General features: G+C 50.1%; 27 protein-coding genes and 2 pseudogenes. 6 read left to right on the forward strand and 23 right to left on the reverse strand.

Annotated features, from left to right (window positions below):
* Positions 1-42 precede the first annotated feature (42 nt).
* Complete coding sequence (locus JOY44_RS21305) at positions 43-2,601, forward strand: TonB-dependent siderophore receptor (protein ID WP_197985636.1); 2,559 nt, start codon at positions 43-45, stop codon at positions 2,599-2,601.
* Between the two features lie 148 nt (positions 2,602-2,749).
* Here JOY44_RS21305 and JOY44_RS21310 read toward each other — a convergent pair whose 3' ends face one another.
* From JOY44_RS21310 to JOY44_RS21375, 11 genes are all read right to left on the reverse strand, one after another.
* Positions 2,750-3,592: a DUF4388 domain-containing protein gene (locus tag JOY44_RS21310; protein ID WP_171576179.1), complete on the reverse strand. Its 843-nt coding sequence runs from the start codon at positions 3,590-3,592 to the stop codon at positions 2,750-2,752.
* Between the two features lie 60 nt (positions 3,593-3,652).
* Positions 3,653-4,192 carry a GTP-binding protein gene (locus JOY44_RS21315; protein WP_171575515.1) on the reverse strand — a complete coding sequence of 180 codons (540 nt, stop codon included), beginning with the start codon at positions 4,190-4,192 and terminating at the stop codon, positions 3,653-3,655.
* 124 nt (positions 4,193-4,316) lie between these two features.
* Positions 4,317-4,481, reverse strand: a complete 165-nt coding sequence (locus tag JOY44_RS32445; RefSeq protein ID WP_281063314.1) for a hypothetical protein — start codon at positions 4,479-4,481, stop codon at positions 4,317-4,319.
* Between the two features lie 20 nt (positions 4,482-4,501).
* Positions 4,502-4,690: a roadblock/LC7 domain-containing protein gene (locus JOY44_RS32450; RefSeq protein WP_281063315.1), complete on the reverse strand. Its 189-nt coding sequence runs from the start codon at positions 4,688-4,690 to the stop codon at positions 4,502-4,504.
* A gap of 383 nt (positions 4,691-5,073) precedes the next feature.
* Positions 5,074-5,604: a protoglobin domain-containing protein gene (locus tag JOY44_RS21325; protein ID WP_245404939.1), complete on the reverse strand. Its 531-nt coding sequence runs from the start codon at positions 5,602-5,604 to the stop codon at positions 5,074-5,076.
* A 1,379-nt stretch (positions 5,605-6,983) separates the two neighbouring features.
* Entirely contained in the window at positions 6,984-9,608 is a 2,625-nt protein-coding gene (locus tag JOY44_RS31585; protein WP_197985639.1) for a GAF domain-containing protein, read from the reverse strand.
* On the reverse strand, positions 9,605-10,006 hold the full coding sequence (locus JOY44_RS21355; protein WP_171575518.1) for a response regulator: 402 nt from the start codon (positions 10,004-10,006) through the stop codon (positions 9,605-9,607). Before JOY44_RS21355 ends, JOY44_RS31585 begins: the two co-directional genes overlap by 4 nt.
* Before the next feature lie 97 nt (positions 10,007-10,103).
* The gene (locus JOY44_RS21360; RefSeq protein WP_171575519.1) at positions 10,104-10,484 is read right to left on the reverse strand and encodes a response regulator; all 381 of its coding nucleotides are present in this window, start codon (positions 10,482-10,484) and stop codon (positions 10,104-10,106) included.
* Positions 10,484-13,585 carry a PAS domain S-box protein gene (locus JOY44_RS21365; RefSeq protein WP_171575520.1) on the reverse strand — a complete coding sequence of 1,034 codons (3,102 nt, stop codon included), beginning with the start codon at positions 13,583-13,585 and terminating at the stop codon, positions 10,484-10,486. The genes JOY44_RS21360 and JOY44_RS21365 overlap by 1 nt, the downstream gene beginning before the upstream one ends.
* 15 nt (positions 13,586-13,600) lie before the next feature.
* Complete coding sequence (locus JOY44_RS21370; RefSeq protein ID WP_171575521.1) at positions 13,601-15,430, reverse strand: response regulator; 1,830 nt, start codon at positions 15,428-15,430, stop codon at positions 13,601-13,603.
* 53 nt (positions 15,431-15,483) lie between these two features.
* Positions 15,484-15,651 carry a hypothetical protein gene (locus JOY44_RS21375; RefSeq protein WP_171575522.1) on the reverse strand — a complete coding sequence of 56 codons (168 nt, stop codon included), beginning with the start codon at positions 15,649-15,651 and terminating at the stop codon, positions 15,484-15,486.
* Here JOY44_RS21375 and JOY44_RS21380 point away from each other — a divergent pair.
* Both JOY44_RS21380 and JOY44_RS21385 read left to right on the forward strand, forming a co-directional pair.
* Positions 15,609-15,883: pseudogene (locus JOY44_RS21380) on the forward strand (IS701 family transposase); the annotation flags it as partial. The gene JOY44_RS21375 and the pseudogene JOY44_RS21380 overlap by 43 nt on opposite strands.
* A gap of 54 nt (positions 15,884-15,937) precedes the next feature.
* The gene (locus JOY44_RS21385; protein WP_171575524.1) at positions 15,938-16,372 is read left to right on the forward strand and encodes a helix-turn-helix domain-containing protein; all 435 of its coding nucleotides are present in this window, start codon (positions 15,938-15,940) and stop codon (positions 16,370-16,372) included.
* On the opposite strand, the gene JOY44_RS21390 is transcribed toward JOY44_RS21385, so the two are convergent.
* Genes JOY44_RS21390 through JOY44_RS21410 form a run of 5 tightly spaced genes read right to left on the reverse strand, consistent with a single transcriptional unit; the run spans position 16,369 to position 18,494 of the window.
* On the reverse strand, positions 16,369-16,767 hold the full coding sequence (locus JOY44_RS21390) for a transposase (protein WP_415881119.1): 399 nt from the start codon (positions 16,765-16,767) through the stop codon (positions 16,369-16,371). The genes JOY44_RS21385 and JOY44_RS21390 overlap by 4 nt on opposite strands.
* 38 nt (positions 16,768-16,805) lie before the next feature.
* Positions 16,806-17,372, reverse strand: a complete 567-nt coding sequence (locus JOY44_RS21395) for an IS630 family transposase (RefSeq protein WP_171571904.1) — start codon at positions 17,370-17,372, stop codon at positions 16,806-16,808.
* Positions 17,369-17,884 carry a helix-turn-helix domain-containing protein gene (locus tag JOY44_RS21400; protein ID WP_171573477.1) on the reverse strand — a complete coding sequence of 172 codons (516 nt, stop codon included), beginning with the start codon at positions 17,882-17,884 and terminating at the stop codon, positions 17,369-17,371. Before JOY44_RS21400 ends, JOY44_RS21395 begins: the two co-directional genes overlap by 4 nt.
* Positions 17,885-17,886: 2 nt before the next feature.
* A complete protein-coding gene (locus JOY44_RS21405) occupies positions 17,887-18,165 on the reverse strand; it encodes a hypothetical protein (protein WP_171573859.1) in 279 nt (92 codons plus the stop codon).
* Positions 18,078-18,494 carry a helix-turn-helix domain-containing protein gene (locus tag JOY44_RS21410; RefSeq protein WP_171571820.1) on the reverse strand — a complete coding sequence of 139 codons (417 nt, stop codon included), beginning with the start codon at positions 18,492-18,494 and terminating at the stop codon, positions 18,078-18,080. Before JOY44_RS21410 ends, JOY44_RS21405 begins: the two co-directional genes overlap by 88 nt.
* Positions 18,495-18,521: 27 nt before the next feature.
* Here JOY44_RS21410 and JOY44_RS21415 point away from each other — a divergent pair.
* Positions 18,522-19,181 (forward strand): annotated as a pseudogene (locus JOY44_RS21415) (IS630 family transposase); the annotation flags it as partial.
* Positions 19,182-19,227: 46 nt separating this feature from the next.
* On the opposite strand, the gene JOY44_RS21420 reads toward JOY44_RS21415, so the two are convergent.
* From JOY44_RS21420 to JOY44_RS21455, 7 genes are all read right to left on the reverse strand, one after another.
* Positions 19,228-19,581 (reverse strand): alpha/beta fold hydrolase, encoded by a 354-nt coding sequence (locus tag JOY44_RS21420; RefSeq protein ID WP_171575527.1) that lies wholly within the window; start codon positions 19,579-19,581, stop codon positions 19,228-19,230.
* A 23-nt stretch (positions 19,582-19,604) separates the two neighbouring features.
* Positions 19,605-20,174, reverse strand: a complete 570-nt coding sequence (locus tag JOY44_RS21425) for an IS630 family transposase (protein WP_171575528.1) — start codon at positions 20,172-20,174, stop codon at positions 19,605-19,607.
* On the reverse strand, positions 20,168-20,677 hold the full coding sequence (locus JOY44_RS21430) for a helix-turn-helix domain-containing protein (RefSeq protein WP_171573305.1): 510 nt from the start codon (positions 20,675-20,677) through the stop codon (positions 20,168-20,170). The genes JOY44_RS21425 and JOY44_RS21430 overlap by 7 nt, the downstream gene beginning before the upstream one ends.
* A 50-nt stretch (positions 20,678-20,727) precedes the next feature.
* The gene (locus JOY44_RS21435) at positions 20,728-20,964 is read right to left on the reverse strand and encodes a hypothetical protein (RefSeq protein WP_197985640.1); all 237 of its coding nucleotides are present in this window, start codon (positions 20,962-20,964) and stop codon (positions 20,728-20,730) included.
* Between the two features lie 188 nt (positions 20,965-21,152).
* Complete coding sequence (gene ltrA / locus JOY44_RS21440; RefSeq protein WP_171574387.1) at positions 21,153-22,448, reverse strand: group II intron reverse transcriptase/maturase; 1,296 nt, start codon at positions 22,446-22,448, stop codon at positions 21,153-21,155.
* 520 nt (positions 22,449-22,968) lie between these two features.
* Positions 22,969-23,719, reverse strand: a protein-coding gene (locus tag JOY44_RS32930; protein ID WP_415881120.1) for an IS1 family transposase whose coding sequence is annotated in 2 segments (ribosomal slippage) — positions 22,969-23,460 and positions 23,462-23,719 — 750 coding nt in all. Because the reading frame shifts where the segments join, the coding sequence is not laid out codon by codon here.
* Positions 23,720-23,888: 169 nt separating this feature from the next.
* On the reverse strand, positions 23,889-24,143 hold the full coding sequence (locus JOY44_RS21455) for a hypothetical protein (RefSeq protein WP_203032082.1): 255 nt from the start codon (positions 24,141-24,143) through the stop codon (positions 23,889-23,891).
* Between the two features lie 121 nt (positions 24,144-24,264).
* Between JOY44_RS21455 and JOY44_RS21460 the strand changes: the two genes are divergently transcribed.
* Together JOY44_RS21460 and JOY44_RS21465 are read left to right on the forward strand one after the other, a co-directional pair.
* Complete coding sequence (locus JOY44_RS21460) at positions 24,265-25,581, forward strand: calcium-binding protein (protein WP_171575530.1); 1,317 nt, start codon at positions 24,265-24,267, stop codon at positions 25,579-25,581.
* 152 nt (positions 25,582-25,733) lie between these two features.
* Positions 25,734-26,411: a PEP-CTERM sorting domain-containing protein gene (locus JOY44_RS21465; protein ID WP_171575531.1), complete on the forward strand. Its 678-nt coding sequence runs from the start codon at positions 25,734-25,736 to the stop codon at positions 26,409-26,411.
* Positions 26,412-26,670: the final 259 nt, after the last annotated feature.

Genomic DNA, 26,670 nt, shown 5'->3' on the forward strand with positions numbered 1-26,670 from the left:
GCTAGCGATACACAGTCTTGTTTACCTATATCGGATCGATCTATGCACAGTACGTTTGTTAAAACGGTGTCGTTTCAGCTCTTTTACATCACTGTCGGGTTACTTTCTGCGATCGCGGCTTCGTCCGTCCATGCCCAATCAGCTTCAACCCCAGTGCCTTCGAGTTCGTTAATGCGCTTGAAAACAGGGATTCCTCGTTTGAGCGATCGGGTGCGTCCTGCCACAACAGTCAAAGAATGGGTTGCCCAGATGCAAGAGGCAGAGAACCAAACCTCCGTAAAAGTGACGGGTGTGAAACTTGAACCTAATGAAAGTGGATTAGACATCGTCTTAGAAACGGCAAATGGTACGTTGCAGGTTGATGCTAGTCAGTTCACCACAGAAGGGAATGCCTTAGTAGCAACTATCGCTAATACGGTGCTAGCGCTCCACGCAGGTAATGAGTTTCAGGCAGACAATCCTACCGCTGATATTGCCACTGTTACGGTGGCTCAAGTGGATGCTACCCGTATCCAAGTTCGGGTGGTTGGTAAAGCGGCGTTGCCAACTTCAGACGTGACGCTGAGGACAGGAGAGTTTGCCTATAGTCTTAATCCCGATGCTGAAGCTGATGAAGAAGTAGTGGTGACGGGAGATCGCCCAGGTTCCCGTTACGCAGTGCCCAATGCCGCGACTGCAACGAGAACCGATACGCCGTTGCGTGATATTCCTCAATCGATTCAGGTGATTCCGCGTCAGGTCATTGAAGATCAGCAAGTGATTGAGTTGCCAGAAGCCGTGCGAAACGTATCAGGAGTGACGCGTACCTATGGCTATGCAGGCTCTACCGACAACTACACCATTCGCGGCTTAACCTCCGACTTCAAGTTGAGAAATGGCTTTCGGGAAGAAGGTTTCTATGGCTATACTGATCCATCTGTGATTGAACGCATTGAAGTGCTCAAAGGTCCTGCCTCCGTCCTATATGGGCAATTTGAACCCGGGGGCGTTGTTAATTACATCACGAAGCAACCGTTAAGTGAGCCTTATTACGCCGGTCAATTTCGGGTTGGTAGTTTCGATTACTATCGTCCTTCCTTTGATCTCTCAGGTCCCCTTACACCCGATAAAAAATTGCTCTATCGGTTGAATGCTGCTTATGAAAATTCCGGCAGTTTTCGAGATTTCGTCAATAAGGAGTTGTTCGTTGTTGCACCTGTTTTAAGTTTCAAAATTGGAGAGGCAACCAATCTCACGCTGGAGTATGAACGGGTTGATCTGGAACGTACCTTTGATCGCGGGTTTCCACCCTTACGAGAATCCTTCCAGTTGCCAATTAGCCGCAATTTAGGAGAACCGAGCGATCGCTACGACTTCACCAGCAACAAAGTCAACCTGGTGTTGGATCATCGCTTCAACGATAATTTGCGCATTCGCAGTGCGTTTTCAACACAGTTATTTGATTCGTTGCGATCGAATGTACAAGCGCGTACTTTTCTCTTGGAACCAGATGGTCGTACGCTACGACGACGATTCACCCTGTTTGACGAGTCTACTGACTATTACTCCTTGCAGACGGACTTAATTGGTAAATTCAACACTGGATCGGTCGCGCATCAAGTGTTGTTTGGTGTGGATTGGAGCAAGCGGGATAGTAGCTACCTAGCCCAACGAGCGGAGTTTCGATCCATCGATATTTTCAACCCGGTCTATGGCTTTCCCACTCCTAAAACCTTCAACACCGTCTTTGGCAATGACCAAACTAGCAATAGTGTAGGCATTTATTTGCAAGATCAAGTGACCCTGCTACCCAATTTAAAGTTGCTGGTAGGTGGACGTGTGGATCTAGTTGATTTTGACAGCAAAGACTTTACTGACGACGATGAACCAACCCGTTCTAAGCGTTCCTATACTGCGTTTTCACCCCGTTTTGGTCTTGTTTATCAACCGATCGCGCCGATTTCTCTTTATGCCAGCTACAGTCGTTCCTTCAAACCAAATGCGTTTGCCTTTACCGCTGATGGCAGCTTGATCGAACCAGAGCGGGGCACTCAGTACGAAGTTGGTATTAAAGGAGAAGCATTCAACGGTAAGCTGTCGGCAACCTTGGCTTACTACGACATTACGAAAACCAACGTCGCCACAACCGATCCCAACAATATTGATTTCTCCATTGCCACTGGAGAAGTGACAAGCCGGGGTATTGAGTTAGACATTACTGGAGAGATCTTGCCTGGATGGAATGTGATTGCCTCCTTTGCTCACAACGATGCCTATGTCAGCAAGGATAATAGTGAGTCACTGGGCAACCGCTTAGTCAATGCGCCCCGACAGAGCGCCAGTTTGTGGACGACGTATCAACTGCAAAGCGGTCCCTTGCAAGGTTTAGGCATTGGGGCAGGGATTTATTTTGTAGGCGATCGCGATGCGACGTTGCCAAATACAGTTGAAATTCCGTCTTATGTGCGTGCTGATGCCACCATTTTTTATCGGCGAGACAAATACCGAGTCAGCCTGAATTTCCAAAACATCTCTAACACACGGTATTACGACTCTCAAGGCTTTCTGCTTTATCCTGGTGCACCGTTGTCGGTTTATGGAAGCATTTCGTTTCAGTTTTAGCATCGTCTAGGAGCCCCTGCATGAAAACTCTCAAACTGCGTCATACTGCCTTTTAACCTGCATCGCTGGATTGGACTGGTGGTAGGGCTGCTCTCATCTTGATTGGCATTATAGGGAGTTTGTTGGTTCTTGACGCGCAGAGATATGGCTAAACTTTGCCTTTCAGAAACCCGACCAAGTGGTGTAGAAAGGAGTGGCTGACAGTCGTTGTTTCGATCGCAGCCGTCTCCACTGCCAGTATTTCTGGTTTTGCAGTCGGCATAGCAGTGACTAACGGGACTTCCTCCACTAAACCTGCCGTCACCAAACGAAACGCGATTTGTTGCACTTTCTCCAACGGTAATTGCAGTTGCTGGGCGATCGCCTGTAAAGAGATCGTACCGTTAGCAAACTCCCAGAGGTGCCACTCGGTTTGGTGTAGCTTTTGTTGAGGTTTACCCTCGATGATGCTCATCACTGCTGAAGTTGGCTCCGGTAGTTTATCAGTGAGAGCGCTCCAATCCTTTAGTACCCGCAGGGCAGCCAGAGTCACTTCTGAAGCAGGCGAATTTAAGCCAGTCATCTCAGCAAAGGGTAACGGCGCTTTGCTGTCAAATTGAAACCAGGCATCCTTGAGCGCAAACAAGGTGCAGACCTGCCGCATCACCTGCGTGTAAAACAGCAGCTTGAGTTGCTCCACTGTCAACAAACCTTGGGTCTTCAGGCTGAGGCCGATGGGCGTGGTAGCGGCACAGGTCTGAGCCACACGCAAGGCCGTGTGTTCACCCAGCCAGCCGCGTTGCCCAATCATATGCGCTAACCCATGCTGATCGAGCCGATTGGCTGCCGCCACAACCCGCCCTTGATTAAACCAGATGTAGTGGTTCTCGCGGTTCTCAGGCTGAGCGTCTGAGAGCGTACAGAGGGTGAGTAAGCCTGTTTTATTACCCTGATCCAAAAAATTGAAGAGTTCTGCCAGGGAGAACTCTGATAAATAGCCAGTCACTGCCATACTGTTTTTCCTTACAGTTTTCAACGTTGTGGTTTTTAGGATCGGGGGCTCAGCGAGTTGCTACACTAAGCAATGCTGCATGGAGTGTTGCACCAAGGTGATGACGGCTTGCGCCACAGAGGCTGTCTGTGTTGGGTCAACTGGAATGATTGGGGGGCGTCTGTTCGCACTCAAATAGCCCAGCGCGATCGCTGCATTTTCAAGATCCCAGGCATCTGGCGCATCCATATGGGTCAAACCAATCATCATAGGCACGGGAGATCGTTGGCGCATAAAGGCACGAATACGACGGGCATCAATAAATTCACTCGGTCGATGGGCGGCGACTAAGAGAATATAGGCATGCGCTTTTTGAATCAGAATGTCCCACATGAAATCAAACCGGGATTGTCCGGGGGTGCCATAGAGATGCAGTGCCATTTCGGGTCCAAAAGACAGCCGTCCAAAATCAAAGGCAACCGTCGTTTTTTGCTTCAGCAGAGCGGTCTCATCGGTCGCCCGACGGTCTGTATCGACCACAGCGATTTCACTTACGGAACGAATAAAGGTGGACTTGCCAGCGCCAACTGGACCCGTCACAACCAGACGCATAATCTCCATGAAGTTTCCTTAGCCTGAAAACGAGATGTGTAGGCATTTACAGAGAAAGGTTGAGAGAGGTGGGCGGGTGCTCCAGCCTTGCGGTTGATCACAACACTCGCCCGTCACTTGTGTTGTTCGATCGTCAGGCGAGAATCAGTTTTAATTCGCCTAATGCCCGCTTAATTTCCAGCATGAGCAATCCCTGTTTCGCGGCTTGGCCAGCAAGGACAAGAAAGACAGCATCGGTACCGCAACTAGTCAGGATGCCATAGCCTTGTGTTGCCTTCCACAAAAATACGATCAACATCACCCCGTGCAAATTCAGTACTAATGCGTTCGCCGAGTGAGAGGCATAGCCGCCGACATCGCTGCTGCTCGCTCTTCGTCAATGGCTTTTGGTAAACTCGTTGCTAGGGGCAAACCGTCTGGGGTGACAATAGCAGCCCCTTCGACATCGCTGGTTGAGCTCACAAAGTTTTGGAGTACGCTGCTGAGCTTTTCGATATTAATTGCCATGATGTGCCTCGTTCAATGTAAAGAATGTGTGGAGAGTAGTCAGCGAAAGTAGTCAAAGTCTGAGAGAGTGCTTAGCGATCGCCCCAAGTTAGGGATGCGAACAAGAGCGCTTGCTTTGCTGTTGAACGGTCATTTTGCTTGAGCCTTAAGCCAGAGACTTTAGCGAAACTGGTTGACCAGCAACGCCAAGGTCAGGTCACACAAATCGCCTGCTGATTCTGCATTCCTTCGGCTTGCCGCAAGCATACAAGGTTCAGAGAGCCGTTCTTGAATGGGTACTTTGTTGACCGAGCTAAACTGCAAACAAGTTATGTGGCAAAAACTGCCGAATTGTGAGCAGGATTGATTGGGTTGAGAGCGCTTCTGAGTTATGAGCATTGTGCTTACATTGCACCTGCGCCAGAAGTGATTAACCGTCTAAATAATCCTTCAGTCCAACCTGTTTCTTTCAGCACAGCAGCAGCAGCTACTTCAACGTAAGCCTGCTCAATAAACGCAAGATCAATCATGCAAATCTTGCTGAGGGATTCTTGCAATGCCGCAGACTTGCCTTCGGCACGCAATCGCTCACCCACGGCTTGAACCACAACCGCCATTGCTGGAACAACGTGTTGTGGACCAATCCCAATGCGGACATGAATCAAACCAATGCGCCAGCGGCGATCGGCATAGCTATTGCCCCAATTATCCATCCCTGTAAACATTTCGCCAAACCAATCAACAAAGGTTTCCCGTAAGCGATGAATACGCCCTTCAGAGGCATTCAGAATTGCGTTCATTTCTTCGTCGCGCCCCATGAACGTGTAGAAATGATCAGCCATGTCAGGGGCAATTTCAGCACCCCAGCTAGCACTTGATTGCAACAAGTCTCGATCAGCAGAAGTAAAGCTAATGCGAGCGGACATTTTACTCATAAAATCGTGCGGATCTAAAGCCATTAATCGAAGTCCTTTCAGGTTTTTGTGTTCATTTGATAACCCATTTATAACAAGCAAAATGGTGCAGTTGTAACAGAGTTAATACGTAGTTTTTAATTTAAAAATGTCTTTAAATTCTAATAAAAATTCCACACATATTTGCTAGTTGAAAAAGATATAAAGTCCGACAGAAGAGTTGATTTAAGAGCGGCAAACATTAACTTTGCTTACGAAGTTCGGATCTAATTTCAAGCCTTAAAGTTCCTGTTCTATAAAGGTCTTGGCTTTCAGGTTTAACAACAGAATCATTGTTTATATACTTTGTCCGAACAACATGTTGCAAACACGTTAAGCTTTGTAAGGTGGTGGTGTTAATGGTCTAACAAATTGAATGAAAATCTAATTTTTAGGTTAAAAATAGGTGCAAATTTGGTATGTCTTAGTTGGTGAAGCAGACAATAAAGTTAAGCTTAATATAGTGGTCATGTGTAATTGTACTGATCTGTTAATTTAATGTCGTCGTGCAAGTTAGAATAAAAGTATGAGAAAAGCTAATTTTCCGATCTTAATTTAACTAGAAAATTGGTGATGCAGGAGTATCAAAGCTTGTATGAAAAATATAAAAAAGGATGAATATCAAACTGATATTCATCCTTTTAATTCACTTTTATTTTGATCTATTTTACTCAGAAAAGTAAGACTATTATGGTGCATTTCTTTTGAAGTTTTGTCTAAAATATATCCTCTATTAAGCCTACTGAAGTATATGAAATCAATAAGGCTGATCAATTAAATTCTTGACGAACTAAATGCTGATATTAATAGCCGTAAAATCCGAAAAGGTAAGGGTGTTTAAGTCTTTAAATAGGTCATATGTTCATATGAACTTTGAAGGAGAAAGGCAAGGAAAGTAACTTGCTTTTCTCCTTCAAGCTACCTACCCTGTGGCAAGTAAGCTATATTTTTTAACCCCTTTTCTCAAGGTAGAAGAAGAACTGAAGCGGGTCGGAGTTCTTGCTTCTGGGTTAGGAGTAGACCTGCGAGTGAGAGTAGATCGATATTTCTGCACAAATGGAAAGAGCCTAACGGAAGCAGGTAGTGCTGGAGCGGTTGAGACCATAGGGGGAGGCTCTATTGGGGCGGGCATTTCTTGCCAACAATGGCGGCAGAACCAATACATCTGTTGTTGACGAATGTGACGCAGCAGGAGGTGAGAGCAGCACAGGCAGAGAGACATGATTTGATCGCTTTATAAAAGAGAGGTAGTGAATAAAGGAGCAACCGCTTTCCTATGCCTTCAAGTTATAGAAAGAGTTTGAGGAAACTTTGAAGTCTGGCGATCTCTGTGCGCAATGTTGTTCGATCCACACTGGATCTCAAGCCTTGAGTTGCTGTAGAGCGAACAGTAACTCTGGGGCAGTAAAGGGTTTTAACAAGCAATGGTCAACCTGAATTCCCATCTCGGCAAGGGTTTCATGGGTGGTTAAGCCACTGGTGGCGACAATTTTAAGCTGCGGATTGATGGCTTGCAGGGTGCGAATCGCAGTGGCTCCATCCATGACAGGCATCATGATGTTCATGAGCGCGATCTGGATATCATCCTGATGTTGGGTATAGAGGGCGATCGCTTCAATCCCATTACTCGCGGTCAGCACTTGATACCCGTATGCCTCCAGCATCGTTTTGGTTGCCTCCCGAATTGCGTCTTCATCATCTGCCAGCAAAATCCACTCTCCTGACCCATGGGGAGATGCCGAGCTGACTGCTGACTTATGTTCGCTGGTTAGTATTGCTGGCAGATACACTTTGAACTCGGTGCCGTTTCCCACCTGGCTGGCGACAGTCATAAACCCGTGGTGGTTTTTGACAATAGTCATCACTGTAGACAACCCCAAGCCTGTACCTTGACCGACTGGTTTGGTGGTGAAGAAAGGGTCAAAGATGCGATCAAGTACGTCTGACGCGATGCCAGCGCCTGTATCGGTAATGGTGAGCATGATATAAGCGCCTGCCTGCGCGCCCCAATTGAGGCGGATATCCTGTGCTTCAAGCTCACAATTCTCAGCGCTGATGCGGAGCAGACCACCGTTGGGCATGGCATCACGGGCATTCACACACAGATTCATGAGCACCTGATGCATCTGGGTCACATCGCCCCACATCGGCCATAGCGCGTTCGGCACATTGGTCATGACAGTGATGGCTTTCGGAAAGGTCTCCTCAGCAATGTGTTTGATTTCGTAAATGAGATGGTTCATTTCGAGGAGCGATCGTTCGCCTTCGGTGCCGCGTGCAAAGGTCAGCACTTGCTTCACCAAACTCGCGCCCCGTCTGGCACTGGCATCAATCACCTCCAGCCACTGCTGACGTTTGGCACTTTCAGGCTGCATTTCTAACAGTGGCACTGCCATCAGGATGGGTGCCAGCACATTATTCAAATCGTGGGCAATACCCCCTGCTAGCGTGCCAATGCTCTCCAGGCGCTGAATGCGGAGAAACTGCCGCTCCAGCAGCGTTTTCTGCGTAATGTCTGTATTCACAATCAAAAAGGCTTTCGGTTGCCCATTGGGGTGGCGTACCAGGCTCCAACGGCTGTCAACAATCACTTCCTGTTGCGCCTTTGTGAGTTGGGTCAACTCGCCCTGCCAGGCTCCGTGGGCAAGGACGATCGAGTAGATGTCTTCTAACTGGGAGGATGGCTCTCGATACAACACTTCAGTCGCCGATCGCCCAGACACTTCCGCGCTTGACCAGCCGTATAGCCGTTCTGCTCCCTGATTCCAGAAGGTAATGTGATGGTTGAGATCCCGCACGACAATGGCATCAGTAGCGACATCCAGCAGCATTGCCTGCTCTCGCAGTTGGGCTTGCGTCTGGATGCGGTCTACGAGTTCAGTTTGGACTTGTTGATAGAGGGATGCCTGGTGAAGGGCGATCGCCACTTGATCCGCCAGTAGTTTCAGCAATTGCATTTCGTCTTCAGACCACTGGCGCGGTTGGGTGCATTGATGGGCAATCAACAACCCCCACAGATGCCCCGTTTGAAGAATGGGCACGACCAGATTTGCCCGCACATCAAACTGCCTGAGAAAATCGGCATAGCAGGGCTGAATGCTACCGTCATCGATATCGGCAACGGCACTGACTCGTCCCTCAAAATATTTCTGGACGTAGCTGGCTTGGAAACAGGGATCAACCAAATTTTGCCCCAGAATCGGCTTCCAGCGGGCATCGATCGATTCTTGCACTACGTATCCTGAACCATCTGGCTTGAGTTGAAACAGCAACACCCGATCGGTCTGCAATACCTGACGGATTTCCGTGACGGTCGTAGTCAGGATCGTGTCAAGATCAAGGGATTGACGAATGCGTTCCGCCACCACGCGCACTAACGTTTCTTGCTGAACTTTTTGCTGTAGTCGACGTTCGCTTGCTTGCAATACTGCCAAATGACGGCGTAACTCCAACTGGCTCACCACCTGGCGACTGAGCACTTGTAGTGCTTGCATTTGTGCAGAGCTGAGTTGACGAGGTGCTCGATCGAGTACACAGAGCGTACCAAGGTGGTAGTGGTCTGGGGTCGTTAACGGGATGCCAGCATAAAACCGGATGTTGGGGTCGCCAGTTACCAGCGGGTTGGTCGCAAAGCGCTCATCCAGGAGGGCATCTGGCACAACCAGGGGTTCTGCCTGCAAAATTGTGTGGTTGCAAAAGGCGATCGCGCGAGGCGTTTCTGAGACCGTTAAGCCGACTTTTGATTTAAACCATTGTCGATCGTGATCGAGTAGAGAAACCAGGGCGATCGGAGTCCCGCAAATTTGAGCTGCCAACTGGGTTAAATCGTCATAAGCCGCTTCAGCGGCTGTATCGAGAATCTGGTAACGGGCGAGTGCCTCTAATCTGGCAAGTTCATGGGCGCTGTACTCAGATGGTTGCGGACTCATAGTGACCTTTAAACGATCGTCTTCAAATGCTCGTACCTGAGTCTTGCAAAGATTCACAGACAGTCCTCCCGGTACTCTAACGCCCAACCGAGCAAGTCTGCCACTTGCTCAACCAGGTCAAAGGGGTCAAAGGGTTTGGCGATCGCGCCGACGGCTCCCAGGGCAGCACAGCCACCGGGGTCAGTAAAAGCACTCGCGATCGTCAGCAGCACGACAGGAATCGCTTCTGTGGTCGGACTGGCTTTCAACTGGCGCAGCAGCGTAATGCCATCAATGTCTGGCATCAGCACATCCAGCACGATCGCATCGGGTCTCGTTGCCAGGGCTTGCTCTAAGCCTGCTTCCCCAGAATTAGCCGTGATGACCGTCCACCCAGCCAAATCCTCAAAGCAGCTTTGCACCACTTCCTGCACTGCCGCTTCATCATCAATGACTAAAATTTGCTTGGTGGACACACGCTGCCTCTACAGGATGAATGACTTCATCCTAGAGAAAGAGTTTGAGGAAACTTTGAAGTCCGTCATGAATTCCATCACACATCATGGCTGACCGTCACAGCGTCCACTCAAAGACCGCCGCCACCTGATCTGCCAGGGCGATCGGGTCAAAGGGCTTCAAAATGACTCCTGCAACCCCAGCTTGAGCAAATTTTGCCCGATCTTCTGGTTGCACTCTGGCAGTCAGCAGCACTACAGGAATCGATCGCGTGACGGCATTTGCCTGCAACTGCCGCAGCACTTCTAACCCATCCATACCTGGCATTGACACATCCAGCAAAATGCCGTCGGGTAAAGCGGTTTGAGCCACCTGCAAGCCCTCGACCCCTGATGCTGCCGTTAAGACTCCCATCCCGCCCAACTCCTCCAGGCAACCCTGGATCACTTCCAGAATCACCGCTTCATCGTCGATCACGAGCACCCGTTTGGCTGTCATTATTTTCCCTTCGCTTCTACGTCCTCTGCCGCCACCGGCAAGGTGAAGTAAAACGTACTCCCTTTCCCTAACACGCTCTCGACCCAAATGCACCCACCGTGCTGCGCCACGATTTGGCGGCAGATCGCCAAGCCGAGTCCCGTACCGCCTTTGTCACGGGAGTCAGAGGCATCCACTTGCTGAAAACGTTCAAACACTTTTTCGAGCTTCTCTGCGGGAATACCACGCCCCTGATCCTGGATTGAGAAGACAGCATAAGGATGGGGGGATGAGGAGGACACGGCTGAAGGTGGTTTTTGCTCTACGACCTCAACGCTACTACCGCCCTGCTTGCCTGACTCCATCACGGCTACAGCCAGATCGATCTGGCTGCCGGCATCAGAGAATTTGATTGCGTTGCTTAAGAGGTTGGTGAGGATCTGGATGATGGCATCGGGGGCTGCCCAAATGGAGACGGGCAGGGGCGTAAGGCGGAGGTGAACCTGGTGTTCTTCGGCAACGGCTCGCATCGCGTCAGCCGCTTGCTGCATCAGGGTAGTGGCATCGCAGGCTTGCAGGGCGAGTTTCATACTGCCGGATTCTAGCCGTTGCAGGTCGAGGATGTCGTTGACCAGACGCACCAGGCGATCGCTCTGTTCAGCGGCAATTTCAATCATCCGGTGTTTTTTGTCGGGCTTTTTGTCATACACTCCCCGCAAGATTAAGCCGAGCGAGCCGCGAATGGCTGTTAGCGGGGTGCGGAGTTCGTGACTCACGATGGAGATAAATTCATTCTTCATGCGATCGAGCGTGCGTTGCTCGGTGATGTCACGGGCAACCTTGGACGCGCCGACAATCGTACCATGGGCATCTTTAACGGGTGAAAGGGTAAGCGAAATCTCCACCAGAGTGCCATCTTTGCGCTGCCGCACCGTTTCGTATTGTTGAATGGATTCTCCCTGCCCAATCCAGTGCAAAAATTGAGTTTCGACATTGAGTTGGTCAACCGGAATAATCAAGGTAATGGGCTGCCCAATCGCTTCGGCGGCTGAGTAGCCAAACAGCTTCTCGGCGCTGGCGTTCCAGCTTACGATGATGCCATCCAGCGTTTTACTGATGATGGCATCCTGTGACGAGGCAACAATGGCAGCGAGGCGAGCTTGAGCGGCTTCGGCTTGTTTGCGATCGCTAATGTCTCGCAGAATGGCTGTAAAAATGCGTTCGTCGCCCAGCGTTAAGCGAGAAATTGAGGCTTCGGCTGGAAACTCACTGCCGTCTTTGCGGCGACCAGACAGCTCACTGCGCTCTCCCATTTGTCGAGCAATTTCAGGCGCTTGCGTAAAACCGCTGATATGACGGGGATGGCTATGGGCAAAGCGTTCTGGTAAAAGCAGGCTCAGCGATTGACCCATGACTTCTGCCGCGGCATAGCCAAAAATCTTCTCAGCTCCCTTGTTAAATAAGGTGATTTGTTGCTGTGCATCAATCGAGATAATGGCATCATTCGCAATGTCTACAATGCCAGCGAATCTTGCCTGAGATGCGGTTAAGGCTGCCTCAGCGCGTTTGCGATCGGTGATTTCAACCACAATCACGCCGATCGCCCTGACCGCATTGGTTTCATCCAAAATGGGAAAGTAAGAGGCTAACCAATGCCGCATGAGTCCAGGTTGACTCGGCACTTCGCCTGAAACTTCTAAATTGAGAATGGGCTGTCCAGTGGCAAGGACGCGGTGAAACAAGGGTTCAACCATGGGTGCCATTTGGGGCAGAATCTCGGCAACGGTACGACCAAGATGCTGTTCTACAGGCTGCCCATTAATGGCAGCAAGGGTTGTATTGATCCGCAGAAAGCGCAGATCGTGGTCATGAATGCAGAGACCGATCGCCGCCGAAGACGCAGCGTCGAAAAAGCTATTCAGGAGTAGATTCGATTGTTGGAGTGCAAAGGTGTTTTCGGCAACCCGTTGTTCCAGATCAGCATTGAGTTGCTTGATTTCCGCTGCTGCTCGCTTCTGCTCCGTAATATCGCGTGTGATGGCTAGAACCTGCGTTGTTGCTTCACCTGGAAAGTGTAACGGCACAGCATGAGACTCTAACCAACAGCGAGTACCTCGGAAGCCAATTATTTCAAACTCTAGGGTGCCTGGTTTGCCCTCAGCGACCTGATGGATGAACGCTAGAAATGCCTGTTGGTGGGCAGGGGCGATGAGTGGACAGACATTCTGCCCACGTACTTGCTCGAGACGATCGGCTTCGAGCATGGCAAGTCCCGCAGGATTCATCTGCTCTAACACACCGTCGGCTGAGATAATCTTGATGCATTCGGGTTCAGCATCAAAAATGGCGCGGAGTTGCTGTTCACTGCGTCTGAGCGCTATTTCTGCCTGTTTGCGCTGGTCAATATTCATAATCGTGCCGGACATTCGCACCGCTTGACCGGCTTCGTTATAGGTTGCCTGCCCTCTACCTTCCAGCCAATGAACGCTGCCATCCGTCCAGATCACGCGATACTCATGCTGATAAAGGGTACGGTGCTGCAGCGCTTGCTGGATCGCCTCGCTGAGGATGGCGCGATCGTCTGGATGCAGTCGAGCCTCAAAGGTTTCATACCGACCGTCAAAGCTGCCGAGAGCAAAGCCAAACAACTGTTCGTGCTCTGGCGACCAAACAATTTCCCCAGTGACAAGATTCCAATCCCACAACCCCATCTGGGCAGCGGCGAGTGCCATTTGCAGGCGATCACGACTTTCCTGGATTAACTGCGGACTGAGTTGCTCAATCGTGGCTTTGCTTTGCTGTAAAGCGCTGTTGAGCAGGTTGAGGACCAAGGAGACCAGCGCAAAGACCCCCAGTCGCAGGATATCGGTGGGTGCAGCCGTTGTGAATTGGTAAAGGGGCGGCATGAAAAAATAGTTGATTGCGAGAGTCGAGAGGACGATCGTCACCATGCCTGGTCGAAAGCCGCCATACAAGGTCGTGACGATCACAACGAGATAAAAGAATGCGCCAATGGTGCGCTCCAGAAAGGGCTGTAACCACAAGGAAAGCAAGATCGCGACCCCTGTAGAAGTGATCGCGATCCCATAAGAAGCCAATCGACGGTCGATCGTAGAACGCATAGATATTTCCCGCTGCTACTCAGTTTGAAACCCGCTGCGCTTTAAGCGGTGGATGATGCGCGTGACTAGCTCTGTAGCCGTCATGGCTTTACTCAGGTAGTCGTCAGCCCCAGCGATAAAGGCGCGTTCGATTGCCGCCGCTTCCGTATGAGTAGACAGAAACACAATCGCTAACTGCTGCCACTTGGGGTCACTCCGCACTGCCTGACACAAATCCACACCATCAAAACCGGGCATTTCTAAGTCTAGCAACAGCAGGTTTGGCATTGTTACCGTCAATAGTTCCCAAAACTGATGGGGGTCACTCAGTCCAGTTACTTCTACACCAAAGGGCTGCAACAGGTGCTCCAGATTGGCGGCGATCGCGCCATCATCATCCACTACCAGCACGCGATTGTGATGCGATACTTGCATTTGATGCAACACATCCGTCACAGCTTTGAGAATTTCATAGGTCGGCAGCGGTTTTTGCAAGAAGACACAGCCTCCCAACCGGACTACTTCTAAGCGGCTGGCTAAATCGCCCTGTCCCGTGAATGCCAGTACCGGAATTTTGGGCGATCGCTGCATCAATTCCCGCAGTAGCATAAACCCATTCTCCGCACCCGGAAAATTCAAGTCCAGCAGAATCACATTGGGGGGAGACTGGGCGATCGCTTTGCGGGCAACTGTTAAATCAGTTGCGACTTCGACTCGCAGCCCCCAAGCGATCGCTTCAATCCTGACCCGTTCTGCCAGCATTAAGTCATCATCAATCATCAAAATTAACGGAGCGTAGGCACTTGTCTCTACCGTTAGAGGTGCCGTCTGAGGCTGTTCTAGCATCAGACGCAACGATGCTGTCAGCTCGACAATGTGTTGCACCTGTACGTCCGTCAACGTCACCGCTGGTTGCAACAACGCCTCCAACTCTTGTGCTATTTGCGACCCAGCCATAAATCCAAAAATGCCCAACGATCCAGCGAGTTTATGCGCCTCCTGCTGGGCAGACTGTCGATCTATTGGGCTAAGTTGAGCACTCGTCAAGGCTTGTGCAGTCGTCTCTATGACCGTGACCTGTGCCAAGATCTTGTCCCGATACTTGTTCCAGGCTTTGGACGTTATTGTCACCGCCCTTTGAAGTTTAACGTCCTGTTGTTTCTCCATGAAGGCTAAAACAGGGGGTTCTACTGCCTGAACTGGCGTTCTGAGTCGATAGCCCAAGCCGTAAACCGTCTCAATTAAGTCTGCGGCACCTGCTGCTTTCAGTTTTTGACGCAGGCACTTAATGTGAGTGCTGACAGTTTCTTCTCCTGGCGGTTCGGCAAAATCCCACAGGCGATCAAGTAGGGCACTACGGCTAAAAATGCGTTTGGGATTAAGCAAAAATAGTTCCAACAAGCAATATTCTTTGTGGGTGAGCCTCACTGACTCGTCATTGCAGGTGACTTCGTTACTGACCGTATCAAGCTTCACATTTTCCCAGGTCAAAACCGAGGTGGTGGCGGCGTCCCGTCGTAATAAAGCACGCACACGCGCCAGTAGCTCTGGTGGATCGAAGGGCTTGACCACGTAATCATTGGCTCCTGCATCCAAACCCATAACGCGCTCATTACTGCTAGCGTTAGCCGTCAACAGCAAAATTGGACACTGGTAACCCTCTGCCCGTAAATGCTTGCAGACACTCAGTCCATTCATTTTGGGGAGGGTCACATCTAGTAGAATTAAGTCATAAGTAAATTCTCTGGCTAACTCCAGCCCCATTTGTCCATCCGTTGCTAGGTTAACCATGTAATGCTGGGCAACCAGCAGCTCAGCCAGCATAGAACTTGTAGGCTGGTCGTCTTCAATCAGCAGGAGTTTCATAGGCGATGTGGTTTTCGTAAGCTGAAACGGGCTTATGACGTACTACTTGGATCTTATGTATTCTCGCCTGGATGGGCGATCGCATCCAGGCTTAATTTATCAGCGAAAAAAGTGGTCGTTAAGTTAAAAGCATTGACATATAAGTCTTTCAGCGGTTGCTTCGTTTGAGTCTTCGTAGGTGTTGATGGATAGCTGGTATGCAACTCAAAAATTAATGGCACAGATGACCAACTGGGGAAGATGTACTACTGTCCTCTCAAAACGAATCGGCGCGTGGATGATAGTGGCGGAACTACGCCCTATCAGCGAGTGGCTGAACTGGTCTGGAGTGACCAGGAGGTAGAGCAAGGCAAGCTGATCAAACTTCGCGGTTTTCCTCAAGACAGGAAGGTGAAACTATTCCGGGTTACTGTTTCTACCAACAGGACGGAGTTTGTCGTCACGAACGACTTATACGGAATTGAGTAGGGGAGTATCATTTAGCAAGATGAAAAAGGTACTCTGTCCATGCCTCGACCCCGCACTCAAATTAGCCCTCATCTAGACTACGCAGATCTAACTCAGCGGTATGTTCAGTGCCAAGATGCTGGCGAGAAAAACCGTTGGTTGGTGATTCGATTGCTCAGTCATCCAAAGACTCCGATGAGCATCGAACAAACCGCTGAGATTTGTGGACTCAGTTGTAGTGGAGTGCGGAAAATTGCCCGTCGCTACAACGCCGAGGGTGCGGTCGGACTAGTCAATCGGCAACGCTTGAACCCTGGGGGCAATCGGTTGGCTTTAAGTGATGAACAGCAACGGCTATTGCGGCAACGCTTACAGAGTGCCCCGGATGATGGCGGACTCTGGAGTGGACCGAAAGTTGGGGAGTATATCGAAACCTACTTTGGCATTTGCTTACACCCCTCAACAGCCTGGAAGTACGGCGGATTGCAGTGTTAAGAGGGACAGTAACAGCAGTGTGCAAACCAGTTGTGCAAATGTTGAGGATCTATCAAATCCATCGCTGTGGCAATGAGGGTATCTACCCTTTTCGAGGTTGTCGGCGAGAACTGTCTTAGGAAAGCCTTTAACTGTGACCACCAATGCTCAATCGGATTAAATTCGGGAGAGTAAGGAGACAGATACAGAACCTTCGCTCCAACCGCCTCAATTAAAGGTGCAATGGCTTTTACCTTGTGAGCAGGCAGGTTATCCATGACCACGACAGCCCCTTTCCACAGTTGAGGCACAAGACACTTTGAGACGTACACCTCAAAGACAACCGCGTCCATCGACTGATCTATCGTCATCACAGCCAGCACCTTTGAGACGGTAATCGCGCCCATGACACTCACCTTCTTGCCCCGATAAAAAGGTTTGAAGTCATACCAATTTAAATGGTTTCAATGACAGATAGTGCATTGAGGATAAAGGGGTAGCCCGTGAGAGAAGCAATCACTTGAGGGGTTAACTGGGATAAGAGTTGATCTACTCTGGATTGCAGTTGGTCAAGCGTTTTGAACGAAACCCACTTGAGATCCGCCTTGAGATATTCCCATAGCCTCTCAATTGGATTTAACTCCGGACAGTAAGGCGGTTGGAACACCAGGATAATGTTCTGTGGCACAATCAACGCTTTGCCTTTGTGGAACCGTCCGTTATCCACTTGCAGGATATTGAGACTATCGGGGTAAGCCTTGGAGAACTCATCCAAGAAGCATTGGTAGCACTCGGTATCGACATGGGAGAACTGCCAGAAAAAGGATTCTCCGGTGGCAGGTTCCACAGCGCCATAGAGCCAGAATGCTTTGAACACCCGTTGCCATGAGCCAATGGGTTTCACTCCAAAGGCTGTAATCAAACGCCCGATAATGGTATGCAGCCCAAAGCGGCTCTCATCCCCAGCAAAATAGCGAATAGGTCGTTTATCCTGGCGCACTTGCCGAGCGTATTGGCTCAACAAATCGAGGTCGTCTGCAAGGTTTGCTTAAATGCCTCTCGTTGTGCTCGGTTCTGCTTGAGGTGTTGGGGACGAGCCACTTTTAGCTTGGCTTTGAGCCGATAACGGGTCATCTGGTAGACCGCATGATACTGGGCTTCTATTCCTAAACTCTCCAAGAGCCACTGCTGCACCTCCCCATAGCTGTCAAACCCATTGTCCGGTTCCTGCAATCGCTTTGCTAAGGCAACTTCTGCCCACATTGGAATCATCCGGTTGCCTCCTCCTGGCGTTGGCTTGACCACCAGCAATGCCTCTAATCCTTGTGCTCGATACAGCGCTAACCACTTTTGCACCGTGCCTCGATGCCTGCCAATTGCAACCGCGATCTGGCTGATGCTCGGTGCTTGCGCTCGTTTGAGCCAGTACAACACTTGCAATCGTTCTTTAACTATCGGCTGTTCAACCGTTCGCAAGCGGGTGCCTAACTCCTCGAGACTTTCTTTAATTACGATTGCGCTGACACCAGCCATGATTAGACTCTCACCTCTACATTCCTCAGTTTATCTGATCTGTAACTACTCCAATTTAATTTGGTATCATACGCTCGTTCCCCAGGTGCAGCACGGGCATGGGTTCGCATGAGTCCCAGTAGAACACCCATCTCATCGAGAAACACTAAATCTTTGAGTTCTATACTCGTCACCTGTGCCCAGTACTCCTGTCTCAGGAGTTGGACTCGTTCGCTGGTGGCTTGGCTGGAGCGGAGCGTTTTTTTTTGCGCGGTAAATTGAGTCTCTGAAAGGTTCGGCACATAGTACTTTGGCTAACCCATAGCCCAGTCTCATCAAAGAGTAGCTCACAATATTCCGCTAAGGTCGCATCGCGCTGGTTCTCGAAGATCGCCACTAACTGGTCTTTGTGCTCCATCACAGGACTCACCGAACCACCCTGCTTATGGGGAACGACGTGACCTTCTGTGCGCTTCTGAATCATCCATCTCTCGACGCAACTCTTGCTGACAGCAAAGCGGGCAGCAACTTTTCGGATCGAGCTATCACCCTTCTCCATAGCACTTACAATCTTCTCTCGAAAGTCTATGGAATACGGCTTCATTTTTGACCCAACGTTGTAATCCTTCATTGTCCTCTATCTGACTGCAATCCGCTGTATCTACGACGTTTGGGGTTGAGCTTGCAGGTGCCGCGTCCGGTGCATCATCAAAGCGCAACCCTTGAGCAGCAAGCAGAGTTCAAAGCAGGATTAGCAGGTCATGTGGCGTGGTTGCGCTCGTTGTTTCCCAATCGGGAGATTGTAATTTGGGCGGAAGACGAAGCTCGATTAGGCTTGCAACCCATTGTCAGGCGGGTTTGGGCACCCATAGGAGAACGCCCATCAGCGCATCATTCTCGCCGCTATCAATGGGTCTACACCTATGGTTTTGTCCATCCTGCCACTGGAGCGAGCTACTTCCTTTTATTGCCCCGTGCCAATGTCTCCATGATGCAGATGGCGTTAGAGCTATTTGCGGCTCAGGTCAATCCCCATCGTCAGCAGTTGATCATTCTATTGGTTGATCAGGCCGCGTGGCATATGAGCCAAAAACTTCAGGTGCCCCCCGGCATTTTCTTCTACCCGCTATTGCCCTATACCCTCCAACTGCAACCCACTGAATGTGTCTGGTCTTTGCTGCGCGAAGCAATCGCTAATCAAGTGTTTGACAATCTTGATGCTTTAGAGGATGTCTTAGTCAAGCGGTGCCAATGGTTGATGCAGCATCCTGTGATAGTTCAAGGCAAAGTGGGCTTTGATTGGATTCAAGCAATTTAATCTGGTCAAAAAGTACTGCCTTCCGCAATTCCGTATAATGTGTAGATCAAACCTTCTTAAGAGAATCGCCGAACGATCGCACTGCTTCGGCAAACTGAGCATTGCGCTCCATTAAACCCATATGCCCCGCAGGATGCAACACCACTATTTCTGAGTTGGGAATGTCGTGCTTGAGGCGATGGTGTGCCCAAAGCCGAGTAGCAATATCAGATTGCCCAGCAATCACCTGCACTGGAATGAGAATTTTGGGTAACGTCTGCGTTTCGTCAAAGCGCAACATCGCCAGCACACCTCGCGCTAAAACGCCTGGTGATCCCAGTAGCCCCAAGCGAGTCGTGAAGTCGAGATGCCCCCGTGTCTCGTGTCCTGTAAAGCCCGAAATCTCGGCTGCAAGATACATGGAACCGTTTAAGTAATACCAATTTAAACAGTATTCAAGGCAGATAGGGCATCCAGGATAAAGGAATAACCTGTGAGAGAAGCAATTACTTGTGGTGTTAACTCAGCCAGGAGTTGATCGATTTTGACTTGTAGTTGGTCGAGCGTTTTGAACGCAGCCCACTTCAAACTTGCCTTGAGATGTTCCCACAACCTCTCAATAGGATTTAGCTCAGGGCAGTAAGGCGGTTGGAATAACAAGATGATGTTCTCTGGCACCACCAACGCTTTACCCTTGTGAAACCGCCCGTTATCCACTTGCAAGACGTTCAGACTATCCGGATAAGCGTCGGAAAATTCATTCAAGAATCGTTGATAACACTCGGTATCAACATGAGAAAATTGCAGAAAAAAGGACTCTCCCGTGGCAGGTTCAACCGCCCCGTAGAGCCAGAACGCTTTGAACAACCACTGCCACTGCCCAATCGGTTTGATGCCACACGCCGTGATCAATCGTCCCATCAGAGTATGCAGTCCAAAACGACTCTCATCCTGAGCAAAATAGCGAATGGGACGTTCATCCTGCCCCCGGTGGCGAGCATACTGACTCAGCAAGCTGAGGTCGCCCTTGAGGTTTGCTTAAAAGCAGATCGCTGTTCACTATCCTGCTGGCAATTTTGAGGACGAGCAACCTTTAGCTTGGCTTTGAGCCGATAGCGGGTCATTTGGTAGACCGCGTGATACTCCGCTTCTACTCCCAAGGTTTCTGCCAACCACTGTTGTACTGCTCCATAACTTTGAAAGCCGTGTCTCTGTCGTAACCGCTTTGCCAAAGCATCCTCTGCCCATTGGGGTATCACTCGCACTCCCCCCGGCGATTTCTTGATTTCTAGCATCGCCCCCACTCCTCCAGTGCGATACATCAATAGCCAGCTTTGCACCGTGTTTCGATGTTTCCCGACCGCTTTGGCAATCGCACTAATGCTCGGCGCATTCTCTTGTTTCAACCAGTAGAGCACTTGCAATCGTTCTTTAGCGCTTGGCGTTTCGGCTTGCCGCAACTGTTGAGCTAAGTCATCCAAACTTTCTTTCACGTCTATTGACGTTACACCTGCCATGACTAGACTCTCCAAACAACTCCGCTCAGTCTAGTCCATTTGCCGCTTACTCAATTTAAATTGGTATAACTCAAACCACTCATCAACCACGAGATCGGAGCCAGCGCGATCGTCACGTATAGCAAGGGTTCAATCAGTGGCTTCTGAAGGGGCGTGAGAATTTGGCTCAGGATGGCAGTTTTGATTGGGTTGGTGTAAGTCGTGTCTACTAGCACTAGCCCAGCTACGCGATCGCCCAAAGATTCCGGAAAGAGACGGCAAAAGGTGAGGAGGATCATGCCACCCATACTATGGCAGGGTCGAGTAGAGAGGGTTCCTCCAATGTTTAGGCTTGCTTTGTATTCCCCGTTGCTCTCCCCTTTCGGAATACGAGAGTGTCACACGATTTAGCCTTGCATCGTTGGAAACCTCCCCCTCACAGAAGCCTGCCTGCGGTTTTCCCGCACAAGCCTCTTCATTGAGCCATTCACCTGCTCTAATAAAGCGACACTAAGCGACCAGGTCTGGGGAGAGGATGCCACGCCAGATAGCGTAGAAAGCTCTCCCAGCGAAAGCTACGTCGTTGACTCCGTCGATTCAGCCATTTGAAGACCAGCTTGTGAACTGCGTCTTCAAAGTGGTAGAGCGCATGACCGTTGTCGGTGACCCCAAAGTAGTTGAAGTGTCCGCGCAGCTTTTGCCCGATTGCTTGCCATAGCTGAGGCAGCTTATGAGCATTGCGTTTTTGCTGCAACCATTGATTGAGGGTGACTAACGCACGGCGAAATCGTTTCTTTGAAGTCTTGCGCTTTAATCGGGCTTTTCCGTTGCGACTCTTGCCCCAGTAATGGGTGAACCCCAGAAAATCAAAGCTGGGGAATTTTCTCCCGTACTTGAGGGCTAGACCCGCTTGCCGCTTGCCGCAGGGAAGAAGTTGGGTTTTCTCCTCATTGAGGCGCAAGCCGAACTTCTCCAATCGCTTGGGCAGAACCCGCATGAATCGTCGAGCATCGTCCTCGAACTCAAACAAGGCAATGCTATCGTCCGCATACCGGATCAGAGCGCAGTAGCCTCGGCAGTGCTGGCGCACAATGGTGGTAAACCACTGATCTAGCACAAAATCCAAGAACACATTTGCAATGACGGGGGAGACTATCGAGCCTTGCGGGCTACCCAATTCATCCTGTACTACGCCGCCTAGGGTTTGGACTCCGGCTTTGAGCATTCGCGCAATCACCTGTAGGAATCTTCTATCCCGAATCCGCAGGGCTAATACCTTGAGGATTTCCTGGTGCGGCATGGTGTCGAAGAATTGAGCCAGGTCTAGGTCTGCAATCCACCCAACGGGTTGCCCCATGACCTCCTGATGCAGTTGCCGCAGGGCATCATGACATCCTTTATGGGGTCGAAACCCATAGGAGTTACTGAGGAATACCGGTTCGTAAATTGATTCTAAGACCCGACGAGTCATCTCCTGAACGATTTTGTCTTCAACGCAACTAATTCCCAGAGGGCGCAAGCTGCCATCTTCTTTGGGAATCTCGACTCGTCGTACCGCTTGGGGTCGATACGACATCTGGTTCAGTTTCCGGTGCAACCCCTGTAGATTTTCCTCCAGGTTCTGTCCGTACTCCGTTTTCGTCACTCCATCGATTCCAGGCGCTTTGTTGTCTAGCGACTGAAAGCAGGCTCGCAGATTCTCCACACTATAGTGGTGCATCAGGGCACTGAAGACAGTCCCTGGTTCTCTGTGAGCCCGTTCGGCTATCCGCTCGATTCCTGTTGTCACCATACTTCCACCTCTGAGTGTGGTTGATGTTGCCTTCGAGTGTTCGACCCAATGTGTCCCCCTTCGCTCCGTGGGCGTTACCCCACTTCTTCACTACTATGGGGACATCCGACTTCCCATGAATCGTTGAGCGTTCTTCCGGTTTGCCGGTTGTGCGGCTCTACCCCCCGATGGAGGAGTTCATGGGACCTCCCGAGTTCCCGACTCTACCTTGATGACGTGCTACGGTCTCCGACCCCGGTGGACCCTCCAGAACCCTGGCAGTTGGCTCTGTTGGTTTTGCCTTCCACAACACGAACTGTGTCGGCATCCACGTGTATGTCTAATTTCGGGGCTCAATCCCTTCACGCTTTCGCATTGCAGCCCATCATCTCCCTGTGTACGCTTCACTGTCCTCGTTGCCGATGACAGCGCAACACTCGGTACTTGGTGCCTTGCCAAGGCTTCCCTGACCAGGTTCTTCCCCTGGTTGGCAGAGCCGAGCTTCGCTCGGCGCACTAATGTTCTAGACCTGTGGATAGCTCTAAACCAGCAAGCCAAATTCATAGCGATTGATGAATAGACCTATGACCACATCATGTAACCAAATGGACTTGGAGAAGCAAATCGTTTTTCGAGCTAAGCGCTTAATCCGAGTCCGCAAGGTGAGATGTTTGCGTTCAATGGTTTGAGTATTGGCTTTACCAACGGTATGGACAACAGGCTCAAGCTGGCGTTCATAGGCTCCCCAACCATCTGTATAGAACTGGGTAATTCCAAATGGCTCCAACAAGGATTTGAGTTCGAGAAAAGCCGTGTCTTTGTGGTCTGACAACACATAAGCCAATACCGCACCTGTGTGGTGGTCAATTGCATGCCATAACCACCGTTGTTGGTGCTTAGATTGGACAAAGCTCCACATTTCATCCACTTCTGCCTCTACCTCCTCCCATTGACACAGCCGCACGACTGTCTGACTTGGTTCTATCTCAGCTAACCGCGCTTGATTGATCGATTGCAGATGCCGATCTTTTTTTTAATGCTTCAATCACGGTTGTAGGACTAATCTTTAGCACACGGGCGGTATCTCGGATGCCACTGCCGTTAACCGCCATGTCTACAATCTGCTGTTTGACATCTGGCAAGTAGCCTCGGTAAATATAATCTCGCATGAAAGTACTGCGGTTACACTCAGGGTTACGACACTTGTAGCGTTGTTTACCTACCTCAGATCGACCGTGCTTCACTACATTATCAGTGCCACAAGCCGGACAAAGAACGGGTTCCAAAACCATGCTGTAAATTGAGCAATAACACCTGTCTGATTTTCTCTTATTTCCACAAGTCTAGAACATCACCGCAGAGAGCAGCGTGGATGTCCATCTCAGTTTGGAGTCGCGGTTTTGGTGGTGCATCAGGGGGATAGTAACTCAACAACCTTACATCACTCCCAATGGTAGGAGGTTATGCAGGGGCGGCAGCTACGCGATCGCACAGACTGACCCGATTATTACAGCAGTTGTAGTATTTCCCCGGCGATCGCACCCTTGATTTCCAGCATTCCGGTTTGCAGCCTGGGCGATCGTGCTTCGAGGTGCAATGTTCGAGGTCTGAAGGGGAACGATCGCCCTCCGAACTCCAAACTTTGCACTCCGAACTTGGATGATAGTGAGTCAAGGTGATAAGGGGCGATCGCCGCTCTTGGATAGAACTTGACATTGCCCATGTCAACTCATGTCTAAACTTTTGCATATGCTCTAAATCGTGAGAGGGACAAACCCATGGAACCCCAAGATTAGGGGAATTCCACTGTTCAAACCACGAAAGCACATTGAAAATTATGAACATCACTACAGGTAATGGTAACGATCGCATCATTCAACTCATGAACGTCATTTTTAGTGATGATGTCATTCGCACCAATGGCGGCAACGACACCATCAACCCCGGACTGGGTCGTGACTATGTCTACGGGGGCGATGGCCTTGACCACCTGATTTTGGACTACTCCGTGGGCGATACCGGCGGCGGCGTAGATTTCAACGCAGGGACTAGCGCTTGGCGTAGAACGAGCGATCGCGTTGATTCCATTCTGTTTTCCGAAATTGAGCAATTCACCGTCACCGGCACCAGCAAGGACGACACCTTCTACAACCTGACGACCCAAAACAGCGTGATTCGGGCCGGTGCCGGCAATGACCAAGTCAGCATCCCCCGACCGATCGCGGGCAATCTTGGGTTTTTCGATGGCGGCACGGGCATCGACACTCTGACCCTCGACCTTTCCAACCAAACGGCTAACCTCAACCTCTCCAATCTCTTAGACATCAATGTCTCTGGAGTGATCAGGGCGACCAATTTTGAGCGGTTTAGCCTGATCACAGGCAGTGGCAACGACACTGTCCTCCAAACTGGCATTGTCAATGGTGCGGTCTTCAGAGCCAACGACTACATCCAGACGGGGGCAGGCAACGACACCGTTAATGCTGGGCTGGGTTCCGACACTGTTTTTGGGGGCGCTGGACTGGATCACCTGATTGTGGACTATTCCATCGGCGATACCGGCACGGGGATGCGGTTCAATGGCAGTAGCCTCTATGGCACCGCCTTGCGCAACGTCAGCAGCACAAACGCTACTGTCTTGGACTTTGTCACCTTCACGGGCATCGAACGGTTCACCGTCACGGGTACAAGCAAAGATGACACCATCTTCACGAGTTCTGGCAATGACATCATCAATGCGGGCGCAGGTAATGACCTGATTAGCGGCGGCGGGGGTGGCGATATTCTGACGGGTGGGCTGGGTGTAGATACGTTCCAGTACCAATCCTATTCGGATTCGTTGTTGGCTAACTTTGATCGCATCAAAGATTTCGCGATCGGTGTCGATGCAATCGATGGGCCAAGAGCAGTTGCAGCCGCTCAAATCAAGAAACTGGGCTATGTGAGCAACTTGACTGAAACTGCCATTCAGCAGACTCTGACCCCGAATAACTTTGTGGTTAATGGTGCTTCCACGTTTAAATTCCGAGATGGATTGAGCGATCGCACTTTCTTGGCACTCAATGACAGCAGGGCTGGGTTTTCTGCCAGCGCAGACAGCATCATCGAAATTACCGGGTTTACAGGTAATCTGAACAGCCTCAGCATTGTCTAAAAATGATGCCCGATCACAGGGTTGTTTAGGGATTCTCACTATTCCTGTGAAGATTCTGTAAATATTCCGTAGATATACGGTGCATCTACTTCAGTGGAAAGTAATAGTAAGTTGGCTATTTGCTTATGAATATCAACAAGGACAATTGCATCATGCGTAAAACCATTTCGCTGTTTGCCTCCGTAGCGATCGTTGCTTTGAGTGGTAGTGCCGCTTCCGCGTTCTCCTTAATTGGGTCAGAATTGAGACTACGTGCCGAAGTACAGCGCACTCCAACCAGCGAACTTCTTGTCAACCGCTTTCCCGTGTCTGCGATTGTGAGTGAATCGGCGGTCGAGTTCCCAAATGCCCAGAGCCTATTTCCTCCCGGTGACTTTCCAGGATTTTTTATTGTAAATGCAGCGATCGATGCAGGTGCAGATTACGTAGAACTCAATTACGCGAATGCAGGCTTTGGTGCCTTTTCAAATACATTTCGGAATGATTACGTGTTCGCATTTACCGCACCGCTTGCCTTGCAAATTACAGGTGTGGCGATCGACCCACGCACGACGCTGCGCCTCACACCGGAGCGCGTCACCTTTAGCGGCAACGAATTGGCGGTGAATGTGAGCGGGTTATTCTACAATAGTGACTCGTTTGCTCGCCTAAACTTAACCACCGCTGCCATGTCTGATGTCGCATCTGACCCAGTTCCCGATTTCATTCCTGAACCCGATGTTGCTGCTGTTCCTGAACCTAGCACGATGTTGATGTTGGGTGGGGCAACTGTGATTGGCACCCTGTTCAAACGTCACACCCGCTTACGGAAATCTCACGAGCATGAATAGCCTCATCCATTAAGTCAACCATTTTTGCTAGGTCTCCTCTAACCTCATGCTTGTGTCTTCTCCTTCAAAGGAATTCATAGGCGTGAGGTTATCAGCGTTTTGCATGTCTATCAATTTGAACTGATCAATGTTCTTTTCAGCTTGCATATGCTCCTAATCCTGAGAGGGAAAAAGAAATAGAACCCTAACCACAGGATGCATTTACTCCAAATTGGTTGAATCACAGGGCAGAAATTTCTAATCACCACAAGGATGAAGT

This window comes from Leptolyngbya sp. Cla-17, from assembly GCF_016807185.1.
Lineage (GTDB): Bacteria > Cyanobacteriota > Cyanobacteriia > Leptolyngbyales > Leptolyngbyaceae > ULC077BIN1.

Excerpts from the sequence above, each read along its gene's own strand:
- JOY44_RS21435 (WP_197985640.1), bottom strand. The coding sequence starts at position 20,964 with ATGGGTGGCATGATCCTCCTCACCTTTTGCCGTCTCTTTCCGGAATCT.
- JOY44_RS21410 (WP_171571820.1), bottom strand. The coding sequence starts at position 18,494 with ATGAAGGATTACAACGTTGGGTCAAAAATGAAGCCGTATTCCATAGAC.
- JOY44_RS21400 (WP_171573477.1), bottom strand. The coding sequence starts at position 17,884 with ATGGCTGGTGTCAGCGCAATCGTAATTAAAGAAAGTCTCGAGGAGTTA.
- JOY44_RS21315 (WP_171575515.1), bottom strand. The coding sequence starts at position 4,192 with ATGGAGATTATGCGTCTGGTTGTGACGGGTCCAGTTGGCGCTGGCAAG.
- JOY44_RS21455 (WP_203032082.1), bottom strand. The coding sequence starts at position 24,143 with ATGTCAAGTTCTATCCAAGAGCGGCGATCGCCCCTTATCACCTTGACT.
- JOY44_RS21360 (WP_171575519.1), bottom strand. The coding sequence starts at position 10,484 with ATGACAGCCAAACGGGTGCTCGTGATCGACGATGAAGCGGTGATTCTG.
- JOY44_RS21365 (WP_171575520.1), bottom strand. The coding sequence starts at position 13,585 with ATGCGTTCTACGATCGACCGTCGATTGGCTTCTTATGGGATCGCGATC.
- JOY44_RS21465 (WP_171575531.1), top strand. The coding sequence starts at position 25,734 with ATGCGTAAAACCATTTCGCTGTTTGCCTCCGTAGCGATCGTTGCTTTG.
- JOY44_RS21430 (WP_171573305.1), bottom strand. The coding sequence starts at position 20,677 with ATGGCAGGTGTAACGTCAATAGACGTGAAAGAAAGTTTGGATGACTTA.
- ltrA (WP_171574387.1), bottom strand. The coding sequence starts at position 22,448 with ATGGTGACAACAGGAATCGAGCGGATAGCCGAACGGGCTCACAGAGAA.
- JOY44_RS21460 (WP_171575530.1), top strand. The coding sequence starts at position 24,265 with ATGAACATCACTACAGGTAATGGTAACGATCGCATCATTCAACTCATG.
- JOY44_RS21420 (WP_171575527.1), bottom strand. The coding sequence starts at position 19,581 with ATGTATCTTGCAGCCGAGATTTCGGGCTTTACAGGACACGAGACACGG.
- JOY44_RS21305 (WP_197985636.1), top strand. The coding sequence starts at position 43 with ATGCACAGTACGTTTGTTAAAACGGTGTCGTTTCAGCTCTTTTACATC.
- JOY44_RS21385 (WP_171575524.1), top strand. The coding sequence starts at position 15,938 with ATGCCTCGACCCCGCACTCAAATTAGCCCTCATCTAGACTACGCAGAT.
- JOY44_RS21370 (WP_171575521.1), bottom strand. The coding sequence starts at position 15,430 with ATGAAACTCCTGCTGATTGAAGACGACCAGCCTACAAGTTCTATGCTG.
- JOY44_RS32445 (WP_281063314.1), bottom strand. The coding sequence starts at position 4,481 with ATGTTGATCGTATTTTTGTGGAAGGCAACACAAGGCTATGGCATCCTG.
- JOY44_RS32450 (WP_281063315.1), bottom strand. The coding sequence starts at position 4,690 with ATGGCAATTAATATCGAAAAGCTCAGCAGCGTACTCCAAAACTTTGTG.
- JOY44_RS21310 (WP_171576179.1), bottom strand. The coding sequence starts at position 3,592 with ATGGCAGTGACTGGCTATTTATCAGAGTTCTCCCTGGCAGAACTCTTC.
- JOY44_RS21325 (WP_245404939.1), bottom strand. The coding sequence starts at position 5,604 with ATGAGTAAAATGTCCGCTCGCATTAGCTTTACTTCTGCTGATCGAGAC.